This window comes from Trinickia sp. (assembly GCF_051961175.1).
GTDB lineage: Bacteria > Pseudomonadota > Gammaproteobacteria > Burkholderiales > Burkholderiaceae > Trinickia.
The window spans coordinates 1-14,896 of the sequence record NZ_JBQCDN010000073.1; the positions used below are offsets into that span (position 1 = coordinate 1).

At 62.0% G+C, this 14,896-nt stretch carries 12 protein-coding genes; 6 read left to right on the top strand and 6 right to left on the bottom strand.

Translation table 11 applies throughout. The features are described 5' to 3' along the window. The first annotated feature begins 367 nt into the window (after nucleotides 1–367). The gene (locus ACTHL0_RS03985; RefSeq protein ID WP_440565291.1) at nucleotides 368–1,549 is read left to right on the top strand and encodes a glycosyltransferase; all 1,182 of its coding nucleotides are present in this window, start codon (nucleotides 368–370) and stop codon (nucleotides 1,547–1,549) included. Nucleotides 1,550–1,564: 15 nt separating this feature from the next. On the opposite strand, the gene ACTHL0_RS03990 is transcribed toward ACTHL0_RS03985, so the two are convergent. The 3 genes from ACTHL0_RS03990 to ACTHL0_RS04000 form a co-directional block, all read right to left on the bottom strand. Next, on the bottom strand, nucleotides 1,565–2,125 hold the full coding sequence (locus ACTHL0_RS03990) for a hypothetical protein (RefSeq protein WP_440565292.1): 561 nt from the start codon (nucleotides 2,123–2,125) through the stop codon (nucleotides 1,565–1,567). Nucleotides 2,126–2,228: 103 nt separating this feature from the next. Beyond that, nucleotides 2,229–3,239, bottom strand: a complete 1,011-nt coding sequence (gene hpnA / locus ACTHL0_RS03995; protein ID WP_440565315.1) for a hopanoid-associated sugar epimerase — start codon at nucleotides 3,237–3,239, stop codon at nucleotides 2,229–2,231. Between the two features lie 107 nt (nucleotides 3,240–3,346). Further along, nucleotides 3,347–6,529 carry a sensor domain-containing protein gene (locus tag ACTHL0_RS04000; protein ID WP_440565293.1) on the bottom strand — a complete coding sequence of 1,061 codons (3,183 nt, stop codon included), beginning with the start codon at nucleotides 6,527–6,529 and terminating at the stop codon, nucleotides 3,347–3,349. Nucleotides 6,530–6,699: 170 nt separating this feature from the next. Between ACTHL0_RS04000 and ACTHL0_RS04005 the strand changes: the two genes are divergently transcribed. Both ACTHL0_RS04005 and rarD read left to right on the top strand, forming a co-directional pair. Next, nucleotides 6,700–6,996: an acylphosphatase gene (locus ACTHL0_RS04005; RefSeq protein ID WP_440565294.1), complete on the top strand. Its 297-nt coding sequence runs from the start codon at nucleotides 6,700–6,702 to the stop codon at nucleotides 6,994–6,996. A 93-nt stretch (nucleotides 6,997–7,089) separates the two neighbouring features. Next, the gene (gene rarD, locus ACTHL0_RS04010; protein WP_440565295.1) at nucleotides 7,090–7,998 is read left to right on the top strand and encodes an EamA family transporter RarD; all 909 of its coding nucleotides are present in this window, start codon (nucleotides 7,090–7,092) and stop codon (nucleotides 7,996–7,998) included. Here the strand turns inward: rarD and ACTHL0_RS04015 are convergent. The 3 genes from ACTHL0_RS04015 to ACTHL0_RS04025 form a co-directional block, all read right to left on the bottom strand. After that, nucleotides 7,986–8,525, bottom strand: coding sequence for an Mpo1 family 2-hydroxy fatty acid dioxygenase (locus ACTHL0_RS04015; RefSeq protein WP_440565296.1), 540 nt, complete (start codon nucleotides 8,523–8,525; stop codon nucleotides 7,986–7,988). The genes rarD and ACTHL0_RS04015 overlap by 13 nt on opposite strands. 121 nt (nucleotides 8,526–8,646) lie before the next feature. Then, a complete protein-coding gene (locus ACTHL0_RS04020) occupies nucleotides 8,647–8,913 on the bottom strand; it encodes a hypothetical protein (RefSeq protein ID WP_440565297.1) in 267 nt (88 codons plus the stop codon). After that, nucleotides 8,906–9,655 (bottom strand): DNA/RNA non-specific endonuclease, encoded by a 750-nt coding sequence (locus ACTHL0_RS04025; RefSeq protein WP_440565298.1) that lies wholly within the window; start codon nucleotides 9,653–9,655, stop codon nucleotides 8,906–8,908. The genes ACTHL0_RS04020 and ACTHL0_RS04025 overlap by 8 nt, the downstream gene beginning before the upstream one ends. Nucleotides 9,656–10,264: 609 nt before the next feature. On the opposite strand from ACTHL0_RS04025, the gene ACTHL0_RS04030 reads away from it, so the two are divergent. The 3 genes from ACTHL0_RS04030 to ACTHL0_RS04040 all read left to right on the top strand — a co-directional run bounded on the left by ACTHL0_RS04030 (nucleotide 10,265) and on the right by ACTHL0_RS04040 (nucleotide 14,837). Next, nucleotides 10,265–10,840 carry a helix-turn-helix domain-containing protein gene (locus ACTHL0_RS04030; RefSeq protein ID WP_440565316.1) on the top strand — a complete coding sequence of 192 codons (576 nt, stop codon included), beginning with the start codon at nucleotides 10,265–10,267 and terminating at the stop codon, nucleotides 10,838–10,840. Between the two features lie 359 nt (nucleotides 10,841–11,199). Then, entirely contained in the window at nucleotides 11,200–13,902 is a 2,703-nt protein-coding gene (locus ACTHL0_RS04035; protein ID WP_440565299.1) for a TonB-dependent receptor, read from the top strand. 239 nt (nucleotides 13,903–14,141) lie between these two features. Then, nucleotides 14,142–14,837, top strand: coding sequence for an energy transducer TonB (locus ACTHL0_RS04040; RefSeq protein WP_440565300.1), 696 nt, complete (start codon nucleotides 14,142–14,144; stop codon nucleotides 14,835–14,837). Nucleotides 14,838–14,896 lie beyond the last annotated feature (59 nt).

The window sequence follows — 14,896 nt, forward strand, 5'->3', positions numbered from 1 at the left end:
TATTATTAGAAAGCGGGCGTGATAGCCGGCAAACCAACCCAAACGCGCATTCTAACGCTATCGGGCCCGGAACGCTTCCGGGCGGGCACGCGGGCGTTGCAAGAATGACAACAGGACTCTCCCGCCCATCCCGCCGCTTGGCGCCAAGGTGCGCCCTGAGCCGCTAAACTAGCGGCCTTCGCAGGTAAAACGACGTTTTCCAAACGCCAAACCTTTCAATTTAATTTCATCGCATGACCGGCTCGATGCCTTTCGCACATTACGCTTACTACGATTTGCCGGATCTTTCGGGTTGCGCCCCGAGCCTGGCCACCGGCAAGCGCGCGCAGACGCGCTCCCGCGCTGCCCAGACGAGCCGGGGGCAGGCATGACCATCGCGCTCTTCGGCTTGTCCGTCCTCTCGCTTCTGATCTGGTGCGTCCTGTTGTTCGCACGGGGCGGCTTTTGGCGCACGCGCTGCGCGCCGCCCATCGCGCGCGCGCAGGCCGACGCCATCGAGGCATGGCCGGCCGTCGTCGCCGTGGTGCCCGCCCGTAACGAAGCCGACGTGATCGGCGAGGCCGTGACGTCCTTGCTCGAACAAACCTACGGCGGCGAGTTTCACGTCATCGTCGTCGACGATCACAGCACCGACGGCACCGCCGACTGCGCACGCGCGGCCGCGCTCGCATTGGGGAGGCCGGAGCGGTTGACGGTGATCAAGGCCGAACCCTTGCCGGCCGGCTGGTCCGGCAAGGTCTGGGCGCAATCGCAAGGGGTTGCCGCCATCGGCACGCGCGGCCTGGCGGCCGATTACCTGTTGCTGACCGATGCCGATATCGCGCACCCGGCCGATGCCGTGGCGCAACTCGTCGCGCGCGCGGCGATCGAGCAGCGCGACCTCGTCTCGCTGATGGTGCGGCTGCGCTGCGATTCGATCTGGGAGAAGGCGCTGATTCCGGCGTTCGTCTTCTTCTTCGCGAAGCTGTATCCGTTCAATTGGGTCAACAATCCGCGCAACAAGACGGCCGCCGCAGCCGGGGGCTGCATGCTGGTCAAGCGGACGGCGCTCGAGGAAGCAGGCGGCTTGGAGTCGATTCGCGCGGCGTTGATCGACGATTGCTCATTGGCGGCACGGATCAAGCATCGCGGCCAAGGCCGGCATCCGATTCGGCTCGACGTGGCTGCGAACAGCCGTTCGCTGCGTCCTTACGACGGCCCGGGCGAAATCTGGAACATGATTGCGCGCACCGCTTTCACGCAGTTGCACTACTCGCCGTGGCTGCTCGCCGGCACGTTGATCGGCATGAGCGTGATCTATCTCGCGCCGCCCGTCGTGGCGCTCGTGCTGGGCCCGTTGGGGTGGGCCGCATGGCTCGCATGGGCGGCGATGTGCTGCGCTTATGCTCCGATGCTGCGCTATTACGGACGCTCACCGTTATGGGCCCCCGCGCTACCGCTCGTCGCCCTGTTTTATGTGGGTGCGACGTTCGCCTCGGCGGTTCGGTATTGGCGCGGCAAGGGCGGGCAATGGAAAGCTCGCGTCCAAGCGCCCGCGCAGGGCGGGTGAACGCGGTTTCGCCTCCTACCGCTGCGTCAGCATCATATAAAGCTGAACCGCGGCATCGGGCGAGAACGTGAACGGCACCCAGCCGTGGCCCGTATGCCGAGCGACCAGCAAACGGTCGCCGTTCGCCTGCTTTTGCGTCGCCATGACGGGATTTTTGGTTGAAGCGAAGCGCCAGCCCGCCGGGAGTGCCATGGGCGGCTCCGGCGTCATCGAGGCGCGGGCGTTGGCCAGTTCCTCGATCAGCTGACCGATGTGCTCGGGGTGCAGCGTGACCGTTTGCGCGCCGATACTCAATGTCAGTTCATTGTGCGACGGACGTGCCACACGCAATGTGGGCTTTTCGTCGGGCGAGGCGGACGATGCCGTCAAGGCTGCGGCGGCTTCAGCGGCTCGAATGGCTTCAGCCGCTTCGGCCGCGGCGCGAGCGGCCTGCTCCGCTTGCTGCGCTTGCTGCTCTTCCAACGCGCGGGCGCGCTCGGCCTCCGCGCGCTCGGCGGCGGCCTGCGCGAGCCGGACGAGTTCGCCGAGCCGATCGACTTGGGCGTCGATCGCACCGATCTGTTCTTCCAGGTTCATGCCGGGCTATTTCAATCAAAGAGACGCGATTCTACCGGCTGCGCGCCGCCCGCATCCGCGATGGATGCGGGCGAGGTTGTAACAAAATGCACGCACCGTCGAATCAGCTCTGCAAGTAGCCGGCTTCGCGAAACCATTGCAGCGCATCGCGCAGCCCGTCGAGATACGGCCGCGCGCGATAGCCGATTTCACGTTCGGCCTTCGCCGACGTGAAATACATCTTGTTCTTCGACATCTTCAGTCCGTCGACGGTGACGAACGGTTCGCGCTTCGTGAACTTGGCAACGCATTCTGCGCCGAGCGCGAGCGGATACAGCGGCCAGCGCGGCAAGCTGATCGTCGGCGGCTTGCGGCCCGTCTCCCGCGCGATATCGGCGAGCATCCGTTGCAGCGGCAGGTTCTCGCCGCCGAGAATGTAGCGCTCGCCGATTTGCCCGCGCGCCAGTGCCAGCAGATGGCCTTGCGCAACATCGTCCACATGCACCAGGTTCAAGCCGGTATCGACGAAAGCCGGAATTTTGCCGAGCGCCGCTTCGACGATGATGCGGCCGGTCGGCGTGGGACGCACGTCGCGCGGGCCGATCGGCGTCGAAGGGTTGACGATGACGGCGGGCAGCCGATCGCGTTCGATCATCCGCTCGACGGCGCGCTCCGCCAGCACCTTGCTGCGCTTGTACACCCCGATGGCTTGCTGCGCTGTCAGCGGCGAGGTTTCGTCGGCGATACGGCCTTCGCTCGTGACTTTGAGCGTGGCGACGCTGCTCGTGTAGACGATGCGTTCGACGCCTTCCGCCAGGGCCGCGCGCATGGTGGCTTCCGTGCCTTCGAGATTGGCGCGCTCGATTTCCGAAGGATCCGGCGCCCACAGCCGATAGTCGGCCGCGACATGAAAGAGGTACCGCACGCCGCGCAGGGCGGCGCGCATCGATGCTTCGTCGCGCATATCGCCGACGACGATTTCGGCATCGAGCGCTTCGACGTTCTTGCGCGGGCTCGTCGCGCGGACAAGTACGCGTACGCGCATGCCTTGCGCGAGCGCCGCCCGGGCGACGGCGGAGCCGACGAAGCCCGATGCGCCCGTGACGAGCACGAGATCGCCTGAAGATTCGGTCATGGTGTGGCGCGGATGCGTTCGTTGCGAAGATGCGGCGAGATTGTACTTGTAGTTGTACTTGGACTTGTTCATCCTGCGCACGGCCCGAGTCCCGAGTCCTCGGTGCCTCAGCTATACGCGACCGTGCCTTCGTTGAAATGCCGGATGAAGGTGTGAGCGTCGGCGGCGGGCATCGGGCGGGCGAAGCGGTAGCCTTGCACGACGTTGCAGCCGTGCCGGCGCAGGAATGCGAGCTGCGTCTCCGTCTCCACCCCTTCGGCGACGACTTTGAAACCAAGCGCTCGGCCGAGCGAGAGAATCGCGCGCGTAATGACCTCGTCTTCGCGATGCCGGCCGATGCCCGATACGAACGACATGTCGAGCTTCAGACGCTCAGCATGGAAGTTGCGGATGTACGACAGGCTCGAATAGCCCGTGCCGAAATCGTCGATGGCCAGATCGATGTCCATCGCGCGTAATGCCCGCAGCACATCGAGGGCGCCCACCGTCATCAACGCGCCTTCGGTGATCTCGAGTTCGAGCAGGCGCGGCGAGAGCCGGGCACGCGTGAGCGCCCGCTGCACGACGCGCAGGATGTCGCCGCGGCCAAATTGCCGCGGCGAAAGATTGACGGACATCCGCAGCCCTGGCAGCGTCTGCTGCCATATCTGCGCCTGGAAGCAGGCCTGCTGCATGACCCACTCGCCGATCGGGACGATGAGGCCGTTTTCTTCCGCGATGGGAATGAACGTGCCGGGACTGACCGGCCCGAGTTCGGTGTCGGTCCATCGAAGCAGCGCCTCGACGCCTGTCACGCAATTCGATTGAAGATCGACCTGGGGCTGATATTCGAGGCGGAATTCGCCGTTCGCCAGGGCGGCCCGCATGCGGCGCGACAGCGCGAGACGCTCGTCGGCGCGGCGGCCCAGATCGGGCGTGAATCGCTGCATCGCGTTGCGTCCGTTCGATTTCGCGCGATACATCGCGAGATCGGCGCGGCGCAGCAGCGTTTCGGGGTCGAGGCCGTCCGCCGGGAAGCTGGCCACGCCGACGCTCGTTTCCACGTGAAATTCGGTGTCGTCGATCCAGACCGGCCGCGCGAAGGCACGCGATACGCGCGCGAGCACATCGGTCAGACGATCCTCGTGCGCACCTTCGCCAATCACCATCACGAACGCGTCGCCGCCGTAGCGCGCAACCGTATCGGCCTCGCTGACACAAGCGGCCAGCCTTGCGCCGATTTCCCGCAGCAAGCGATCGCCGATGCCGTGCCCCAGGCTGTCGTTGACGTCCTTGAAATGATCGATGTCCATGAAGACGACGGCCACGCGTGTGCCGTCGCGATCGGCATCGCGTATCGCTTGACCGAGGCGCTCGCCCAGCCGGTAGCGATTGGGCAATTCGGTGAGCGAATCGAAATTGGCCTGCTGGGACAGCAAGTCGCGCGATCGAACGAGTTCGGTCACATCGTTCACGACGCTGATGTGATGCGTCACCTCGCCATGATCGTCGCGCACCGGCGCGATATAGATCTGATTCCAGACGACCGTGCCGTCGCGCCGGTCGTTGCGCAGCAGCGTGGTCACTTCGCGCTCGTCGGTCAATGCACGGCGTATCGCGTCGATGCCCTCCTGGTTTTGGTCCTCGCCGTGCAGGATACGGAAATCCATGCCTTTGACATCGTCGACGGAATACCCGGTGATCCGTTCGAAGGCGGGGTTCGTGTATTCAATCAAATCGCCGTCTTCGGTGACGCGCGTAATCATGACGGCGTTGACGATCGCGTCCAGTGCGCGGCTGCGCAATCGGAGCGCGAGATCGACGCTCTTGCGCTCGGTAATGTCCTCGTACGTCGCCAGCAGGCCCATGACGTCGCCGTGCGTATTGCGCAGCGGCACCTTCGTCTTGCGCAGCCAGCGCCAGGCGCCGTTCGCCGCGGGGGAAAACTCTTCGAAGTTTGCCAGTGGCTCGCCGGTTTCTATGACTTCACGGTCGCGTACGCGGGCATTGGTCGCCACCATGCGCCATGGCAAGTCGTCGTCGGTCAGGCCAACGATCCGCGACGCGTCGGCCAGGCCGACATCCTGCGCGAACGCTCGATTGCATCCGAGGTAGCGCGATTCCGTGTCTTTCCAGAAGATGCGTTGCGGCACGCTATCGATGACGGCTTCGAGCATCTGCTTCGATTGCTGCAACGCTTCCTTTGCGTTTTCCTTTTCGGTGACGTCGATGGCGACGACGAAGCAGGCGCGCCGATTCGCGTAAGTCAGAAAGTGATACGACGGTTCGACGAAGAAGCGCGAGCCGTCCTTGCGGACATGCGTGCGCACGGGCGAGGTGCCGCTCACCGTGGAAGCGTTCGCCTCCTCTTTCGAATCCATCGCTGCCGCCAGTTTGATGAAGGCGGCAATGAACGCCGCGCTTTCTTCCGGCGGCCGTAATGCCGCGATCGACATCCCCGCCAGTTCTTCGCGCTCGTACCCGTATTGCCGGACCGCGGCACGGTTGATGGCGGCGATGGTCAGTGTTTCCACGTCGTAGATGACCATCGGCAGGGGATGCTCCTCGAAATACTCGCGGAAGCGAGCCTCCCCTTCCTCCGACGAGATCCGTGCGCGAGCGCGTTCGAGCCCGATGCGATGATTGGTCAGAAAGCCGTAGACGAGGAACACGAACGCGGCGGCCGCGGCCGCGGCGAAGGCGATGCGCTCTGATGTATCGCGGCGGGCCAGATTGGTCGTCCGCAAGTCGGCGGACAGGTTCTGATCGGCATCGAGGCTGCGCAAGCCGACAGCGACGCGGGCCCGGCTGTCTTCGACCGAAAGAAGCGTGTCGCGCGACAACAAGACGTATGACCCTTCGGGGTGCTCGCCCAGTGCGGTTTGCGCGATGCTGCGCTGCCATTCGTGGGTGGCTGTTCTCAGTGCTTCGATCGTATCGGCACGCGTGGACGATTGTCCGAACACCTGCATCAAGGAGTCGAGCATCCGATCGGCGCGGGCGATGCGCGAAGCGGGCCATGGGACGGTGTGCGAGTCGGGGTCGGCCACCAGATGGAGAAAGTCCGCGTCTGCTTCGGCGTATAGGCTTTCCAACTGCTCGACGTTGTCACGGATCTGTAATGCCCGCGCCATCCGGACGTCATCGAGTTCGCGCGCGGCGAAGATCTGGCTTGCACCGAACGCGACCATGCCGACCGCGATCGCACAAACGGCGACGGTCAGGATGGTGGTGCTGTGCTCGTCGAGCCAGTGTTTCAGGAGGCTATGGCTATTGCGAGCGACGCGTGCCGCGCGATTCTGTAGCGCCACTGTTAGGTCTCCTCTCGCCAAATAAGCTGTCGCGCATACGCAATCCACAGCGTTTAACGGCCGAATTCGGGATTTTCTTTAGGCCCGATGCGCGCAGTCCGTAAAAAACGATTTGGGCCTGGCGACTACAATGCGGGGATCGACGCAATATCAGTGCAGGAGCGCGGCAAATGGAAGGTCCGGATTTGGACAAGAAGATGGAGACGTATTACGTGCGTGTGCGCGGCATCGTGCAAGGCGTGGGTTTTCGGCATGCGACCCTCAGGCAGGCGCACGCGCTTGGGATCACGGGCTGGGTAGCGAACGTCGCGGACGGCTCGGTCGAAGCGATGCTGCAAGGGCCGGCCAACCAGATCGATCGAATGCTCGAATGGATGCGGCGGGGGCCGCCCTCGGCTCGCGTGACGGATGTCGTCAGCGAAGAGCGCCATGTCGAGAAGCGCTTTGTTCGCTTCGAACAACACTGAACGTCGATTACGATATTGGTTTTTTCTGCGGCAACGCAAAAGAAAACGTTTGGCGTGCGGCGCCGACTCAAAATCTGACACGTTGCACATCCAATGAATCGACATGACACGGGGCGCGGCATTACGCTTTCAGTCGCGGCCACGACGTTGTTTGCGTTGTTATCCGTGTATACCCGGATTCTGCGTCCACTCGGCGGGTTGGACATTTTCGCCTGGCGCATCGTCTGGACGGTGCCGGGCGCCTTGCTGCTGGTGTGGATGCGAGGACGGCGCGGCGAACTGCTGGCGATAGCGCGCGCATCGCTGCGTGCGCCGATTAAAGGGCTGATGCTGCTGTTGGCGAGCGCCTTGCTCGGCACGCAGCTTTGGCTGTTCATGTGGGCGCCGCTGCACGGGCGCCTGCTCGAGGTGTCGCTCGGTTATTTCCTGTTGCCGTTGTCGATGGTCCTTGTCGGGCGCTTCTACTATCGCGAGCAGCTGGTCCCGTTGCAATGGCTGGCCGTAGCGTTCGCGGCGCTCGGTGTGGCGCACGAGCTCTGGGCGACGCACGCGTTTTCCTGGCCGACGCTTGTCGTGGCGGTCGGCTACCCGCCTTACTTCATCCTGCGCCGCAAGCTGGGCGGCGATTCGCTCGCGACGTTCGCGTTGGAAATTTCGCTTTTGCTGCCCGTCGCCGCGGCAGTGATCGCGCTGAGCCCCGTGGCGCAGGCGGCGCTGCAGCGGCCGCTGCTTGGCGCGGTGTTTCTGCCGGGCCTCGGTGCATTGAGTACGATCGCGTTGGCGAGCTATTTGGCCGCGAGCCGCTTGCTGCCAATGGCATTGTTCGGGATTCTCGGTTACGTCGAACCCGTATTGCTCGTGCTTTTTTCGGTCACGTTGCTCGGCGAAACGTTATCCGCGGAGCAGATCGCGACCTACGCGCCGATCTGGATGGCTGTGGCTGTCACGGCCGTGCACAGCGTGCTGCTGTTGCGCGAACAGCGAAGGAATCAAATCGGCTGATGCCGATCGTGTTGATCCTCGCGCAGCGCGCTGGCTCTGCGCTCGACCGAATCGCGCAGCGGACGGCGCCAGCCGAAGCCGAAGACAATTTCGGCCAGCACGAACAGCGGGCCGATGATGAGGCCGATCAGATCGTCGGCGAAAGCGGGCTTGCGATGCTCGTAGGCCACATGTCCCACGAATTGGAAGATCCAGCCGACGATGAACAGTGCGGTGCCGCTGGCGGCCCAGATCATCGTCGATTCGTGAGCGAGCCATGCGCCGGCGACGAGGCACGCCGCCGAAAATATCGCCATGAGCAGCCCCAGCGCGACATCGAGTACGACGTAGTAAACCGTGGCGCAGCCGAACAGTACGAGTGCCGGCGAAATGGCTGGCGAAACGGGCCCAACGTGCCACTGCGGCCGGCTCAACAGGATCGCCAGCGCGAGCACGATCATCGGGATGCCCACGAAATGCGTTGCGATGTTGCGCCGGTCGCGGTGATAGGAGGCGTACTGCGCGAGCTGATCGGTCAGGGTCTTCATGCAAGCGTCCTTCGGCTGTCGGGTGTCCGCTAGGGCCAGTTCAGGCCCTATGAACCATCGCACGCACGTGCCCGTTCTTCAAGCGATTGAATGTGCCATTCGCATAAAAGTGGCGGCTGCTTCAAAGAAACGGATTATCGACGTGCCCCTGCGCGGCCGGCGGTTCATCTTTCGCTTCGTCCGGCAGCGCTTTTTCACGTTCCAGCGCCGCGACCAGGCTGTCTACGGCCTGCTTGAGTGAGCGCGCCGCTTTCAAGCCCCGCTTGTCCTTGCCGATCTGAAGCGCGCCCGAGATCAGGACGCGTGTCATGCCGTTCGATATCGTCAGCGCATCGCCTTCGATGCAGAGTACTTCGTCGTCGTTTTCGAATGCGTGGAAGTCAGACACCTTTGAGTCCTCCGATACGTTGATCCTTCAGCGCCTCCGGAATTCCGGGGAAGCGTAAGCCGCTCATCGTTTCAAGCTCGTGCACGGTTTTCACATCGTAGCGGCTTGTCGCGGTGTTATCGACGACGATGGCGAATGCTTTGTTGGCCGCAGGCACATAGACCACCTTGTAAAGCTGGGTAGGGACGAACACGCCGGTCTCACCGATCGTCCGCAGCGATTGCCCCGCGAACAGCGGGCCCGTGACGACGTACGCCTCGCCGTAGCGAACGGCGATCTTGCGCACGGACGATTCGATGCGCGCCCAAAGGTGCTCGTTGTTGTCGCGATCCTGGGGCACGACGTTGGCAAGCGTGAATGACTGGGCCATCGCTTCGCTGTCCCAACGGTCGCCCGCGGGGCTCATGTGTCCGCGATCGAAACCGCTGCGCTTGTAGTCGGCCAATGTCGCGCCATCACCGGGGGGCAGCGCGGATTCTTCAAAAAACTTGTTCGTGCGCACCTGCTTTTTGGCGGCGCTCAGGTGGGCGCGTGTCAGATATTCGGCCGACCAAAGCGGCCCGTGCGTCAGTCCGGAATGGAGGACTGCGAAGTCGGAATAGCAGAGCAGGTGCGTTTTCGGCGCCAGCTTGGCGTTGGCGAGAACGGGGAACTGCGCGTTTGGGACGAACTGAGAGCAGGCGGGAGCAGCGGCGACATGTGCACTAACGGCGAACAGTAAAGCGGCGAACAGCTTCTTCATGGGAACGACAATCGGCCTCGTAACAGGGGCGCAAAGTATAGCGGTGCGCGGGGCAGATCACGAGCGGCGCTTGGCTCGGTGATCGATTGCTACACCGCAGCATATTTGTGCCGCACATAAGCTGGCAAATCGCCTACGCCTCAACTTCATGCGAATGACTTTGGAAATTAAAGGGAAAGAATAATGAAAGAATGGGGTTAACAAAGTTAGATTGATCACTCTAAAAGCAAGCTTTCCGATTGCGAATGTCATTCGGCAGCCGCAATGGAGTGCACCGTTGTGGAAGGTGCTTTCCCCGGTTGCGACGCGCCCGGAATGGTTGCAACATGGGTTGCGACATAGCCGATTTGCCAGACTTTTCAAGCGCTGCAATTCGTCGAATTGCCATGCCGCAAAAGTATTTAGGGCAGAGTGCCTATCGAGCGGACAGGTTGCACCACGGGTATTCCCGCATCGACGCCGCCAACGCCCTTTACGGTAGCGTATGCGGCGTGTGCCGCTCCCGGCACCTTCACGGTGCATTGAGGAATGAAAAGACTGCGGGTATACCTTCGGTAAACGTAATTTGCTTCCATCAAACAATTTTTGACGACCGGTTTCTGTCCTGCTATGGTTCCGCACACTGAAGATAAGACAAGCGCTGCTCTTGTGCTGGGCAGCAAAATTAGAGCGCTGCGCAAAAGGCTCCAACGCACACTGGACGAAACGGCAACGGCTGCGGGTATATCCAAGCCCTTCCTTTCGCAAGTAGAGCGAGGGCTCGCCACGCCATCGATTACGTCGTTGGCGGGAATTGCGAGAGCGCTGGGCGTAACGGTGCAGTACTTCGTCGATGCGCCGACGGAAGGAAAATCGGTACGGCGCGCAGACGAATTGCAGTTCTTTAGCTTTGCCGATTCGGCGAACCTTTTCGCGCGGCTCACTAATGTGTCGAGCGATAGGCAATTGGACGCGATTCTCGTCAAGTTGCCCGCGGGGCAACCGCCATCGGAGGTGACGACGCATGCGGGAGAAGAGTTCCTGTATGTGCTGCGTGGTGAAATATCGCTGAACCTTGAAGGTACGTGTTTCGTCTTGCACGCCGGAGACAGTGCGCACTATGAATCGACGGTGCCGCACGCCTGGGCCAATACCGCCGGTGACGAAACCGTGCTCGTTTGGGTCGGAACGCCAAAGTTGTTTTGATTAGCCGCTGTTGATTTTTTTGCGGATGCCGGTCTTCGCATGACAGTTAGGTATCCTAACTATTGAGATATGTGCGGAGGCGGTAGCCGAGCGAATCTCGCCATCCCTTCGCGGTGGCCGGGAGCGCGCGCTTGCACCCCTACGGTCGGTTCGCAAGCGGAATGCTTACGTTATGACTTAGGAGTACTAAATAAATCGGGGCACTTCCGGTCACGGAAGCGTACCCGATCGTGGTTGCGGGTTGATGACGCAGTGCGAGAACAAGGCAGTCAACAGGGGCGGTGTGGTGCCGCAGGCGGGAAGGTGAGCCAACCCTTCCCGCAAAACAACTTGGCGCTATCGACGAGAGAAGGGGAAAAATGAAACTGACGGCTCTAGGATCGGCCATACGAAAAATAGTATGGGCTGAGGTGGCATTGACGGCGGCATTGGGAACATCCGTCGCTTTCGCGCAGAGTCAGCCGGCTGCGGCACCGGCGAGCGCATCGGGTACGGCTGCGGCGGCGGCGCCGGCCGCCGGCACGCAGGAACAACCCAAGGGCGACGTCCAGAAGCTCCAGCGCTTCGAGGTGACGGGCTCGCTGATCCGCAGTTCCGATAAAGTCGGTTTCAATCAGGTTCAAACGGTTACGGCCAAGGATATCGAGCAGAGCGGCGCGACGACCGTGGCCGACTTCCTGCGCAACACGTCGGCGAACTCGGCCAACAGCTGGAGCGAAGGCCAGACGGGTAACTTTGCGGCCGGCGCGGCCGGCATGGCACTGCGCGGCCTGAGCGAAAAATACACGCTGGTGTTGGTCGACGGGCAGCGCGTCGCGCCGTTCGCGTTCTTCTCGAACAGCGTGGATTCGTTCTTCGACTTGAATACGCTGCCGCTGAACGACATCGAGCGGATCGAAATCGTCAAGACGGGTGCGGTGTCGCAATATGGCTCGGATGCCATCGGCGGCGTCGTCAACATCATCACGAAGCACAATTTCCACGGCTTGCAACTGGATGGCAGCCTCGGTAGCGCCATCAACGGCGGCGATGGGGCGGGGACGGTCAAGTTCGGCGTGCTTGGCGGCTTCGGCAATCTGAACAGCGATCGCTTCAACGTAACGGCCGCTGCGAGCTACTACAAGTCGAACGGCTTTACGCTGGCGGATCGGGATTCGACACGCGCAGAGGATTTCACGGGTAAGCCCGGCGGCTATTCGATGTACGCGCCCTCGTTCTGGAACATGCCCGACGGCAGCGTGCAGGCGTTGGGTTCCTGCCCGTTCGGCGGAAGGGTGATGCCGGGCGCCACAAATGGGCAGATCCAAGGTGCGGCATCGGGAACGGTGTGCGGATTCAATTCCGCGGAAGGCATGTCGATCGCGCCGATGACCGAGCGTTTGAACGCCAAGCTTCACGCCGATTTCAAGGTCAACGACAACACCACGGCATTTGCGGACTTTCTGATCAGCCGCAATAACACGACGACCAACGACGGTATCTGGGGCAACACGATCGGCAATCCGTTCCAGACGCCGACGCTCACGTGGAACCCGCAAACGCAGCAAGTCGGCAGCTTCAACGCCGTGGTGCCGGCCAGCAACCCGTTCAACCCGTTCGGGGTGGACACGCCGCTTACCTATTCGTTCCCGAATACGGTTGCCGAGAAGACTTACGCCACCTACTGGCGTGCTTCGACCGGTGTCAAGGGTTCGTTCAGCCTGCCGCACGGCGATTGGGATTGGGCGACATCGGTCAGCCACTCGCAAAGCACGGTTTCGAACGTCTTTACGAATCAGCTGAATCTGGCCGCACTGAACAACATCTATCAAAACGGTGCGCTTAACTTCGCCAATCCGTCGGCTACGCCGAACGCGTTCAATGGCCTGTACCAGGACGCGAACAATTTCGGCATCTCGAAGCTCGATACGGTCGACGCGACGATTTCGACGCCGAACCTGTTCCATCTCCCGGCAGGCGATGTCGGGGTCGGTTTCGGCGCGCAGTTCACGCACCAAAGTATCGCGCTGACTCCGGGCGCCGAATATCTCTCGGGCGCAGTCGTCAATCCCGATTTGCAGACCGTGCTGGGCCAGCGGAACGTCGCCGCTGTGTACTATCAGTTCGACATTCCGATCATCCACAACCTGACGTTCAGCCAATCGGGCCGCTACGATCATTACAGCGATGTGGGCGGTGCGTTCTCGCCGCGATTCGCGTTGCGTTATCAGCCGGTGCAAGCGTTGACGATGTATGCGTCGTACAACCGCGGCTTCCGCGCACCGACGTTCGTCGAAGACAGCAACTCACAGACGATCGGCATTCAAGTCGATCCGAACACGGGCAAGAACTACACGTCCATCACGACGGGCAACCCGAACCTGTCGCCCGAGCGCACGCGTAACATCAACATCGGCTTCCAGATGTCGCCGACGCGGACGACCGACATTGGCCTCGAGTGGTATAAAATCCGCATCGATGGCGTGATCGGTCAAGCTGGCGCCACGCGACAGGTCTTCGATGCGCAGGGCAACCTGCAGTACGCCTTTATCCCCTATCAGAACCTCGGCTATCTCGACACGAACGGGTTCGAGGGCACCTTCCGCCAAGCGTTGCCGACCAAGGCCGGCACGTTCACGCTGTCGGGTGATTGGGCATACGTCAAGGCGTTCACGGTCGGCCGGCTGGGTAGGGCTCCTATCGATGGCGCGGGCAACAACTTCACGCTCACGCAGCCGTTCGGCGGCAGCTTCCCGCGCTGGCGCGGCAACACCACGCTGGACTGGACTTACCACAAGTTCGATGCGGCTTTGAGCTGGCAGTTCACGGGCCCCTATGCGCAAAACCTCTTGCCGCAACCGGCTCCGGCGAAGGTCGGCTCGTATAGCCAGTTCAATTTGATGGTGTCGTACACAGGCTTCAAACACTGGACGATCTACGGCGGTATCGACAACATCTTCAACCGCACGCCTCCGTACGATCCGCTGTTCGCGCAAGGCACGCTGGACTTGAACGGTTACGACCAGTCGCTATACACGTACGTCGGCCGCTTCGCGCAGATCGGGGCAACGTATAAATTTTAAAAATTTCAAAAAACAAGGCATCTCGAGCTAGCCAGTCGGTCCGCCGCCTTCACACGAAGCGCATGCTTCGCTGCATAACAGAAGGCAGAAGGCAACGCGCCAAGCGTGAAGGTGGCGGATTTGTTTTAAAAGCTGTCGCAAGAAGTCCCTTGTGATCGGCCTCATCCCGCGGTTCGTTGCACGACGAGCGCCGCAATCACGGAACAAGGCGATTCACGCCGGGAGGATCGAAGGTGGGTATGAAAGTGGAAGGACAATCACCCGGAGCAGCGGCCGGGATGCAATGGTCGGGTCGCCCACGCGAGTTCGGGCGAAAGCAGCAAAACCCCGCGCGCCGCTTCGGCGGGATCGCAGTCGTCATCGCCTTGCACATCGTGCTGGTCTATGCACTGCTGAACGGCCTCGCCACGAAGGTCGTGCACGTCATTCAGCATCCGATCGAAACCAAAATCATCGAGCCGGTAAAACCACCTCCGCCGCCGCCGTTGCCGCCCGTGCAACTGCCGCCGCCGAAGTTCGCGCCGCCGCCCCCGCCGTTCGTGCCACCGCCCGAAGTGCCGGTCCAAGCGCCCCCGCAGGCAACCATTACGCACCAAGCTGCGCCGGTGCAGTCGGCGCCTGTTGTTGCGCCACCCGTGCAAGCACCGCCGAAACCCGTGGTGCATACGGAAGTGGGTGTGGTGTGTCCGAATTCGGATCAGGTCCGCGGATCGATCGCTTATCCGAAGGACGCGCAGGAAAACGGCGACACGGGTGAGGTGCTCATCGAATTCACGGTCGACCCGCAGGGCCATGTCACGAACGAGCGCGTGGCGAAGTCGTCCGATCACGACAGCCTCGACGACGCGGCGTTCAAAGCGGTCAAGCGGTTCAACTGTATTGCCCAAGGTCAAGCCGTTCGGGTGCAAGTGCCGTTCTCGTTCAATCTCAACTAAATTGACGTTGAGTGTCGAACAACGACGGACAAGCAAACGATCGATACAGCCAAAACAAG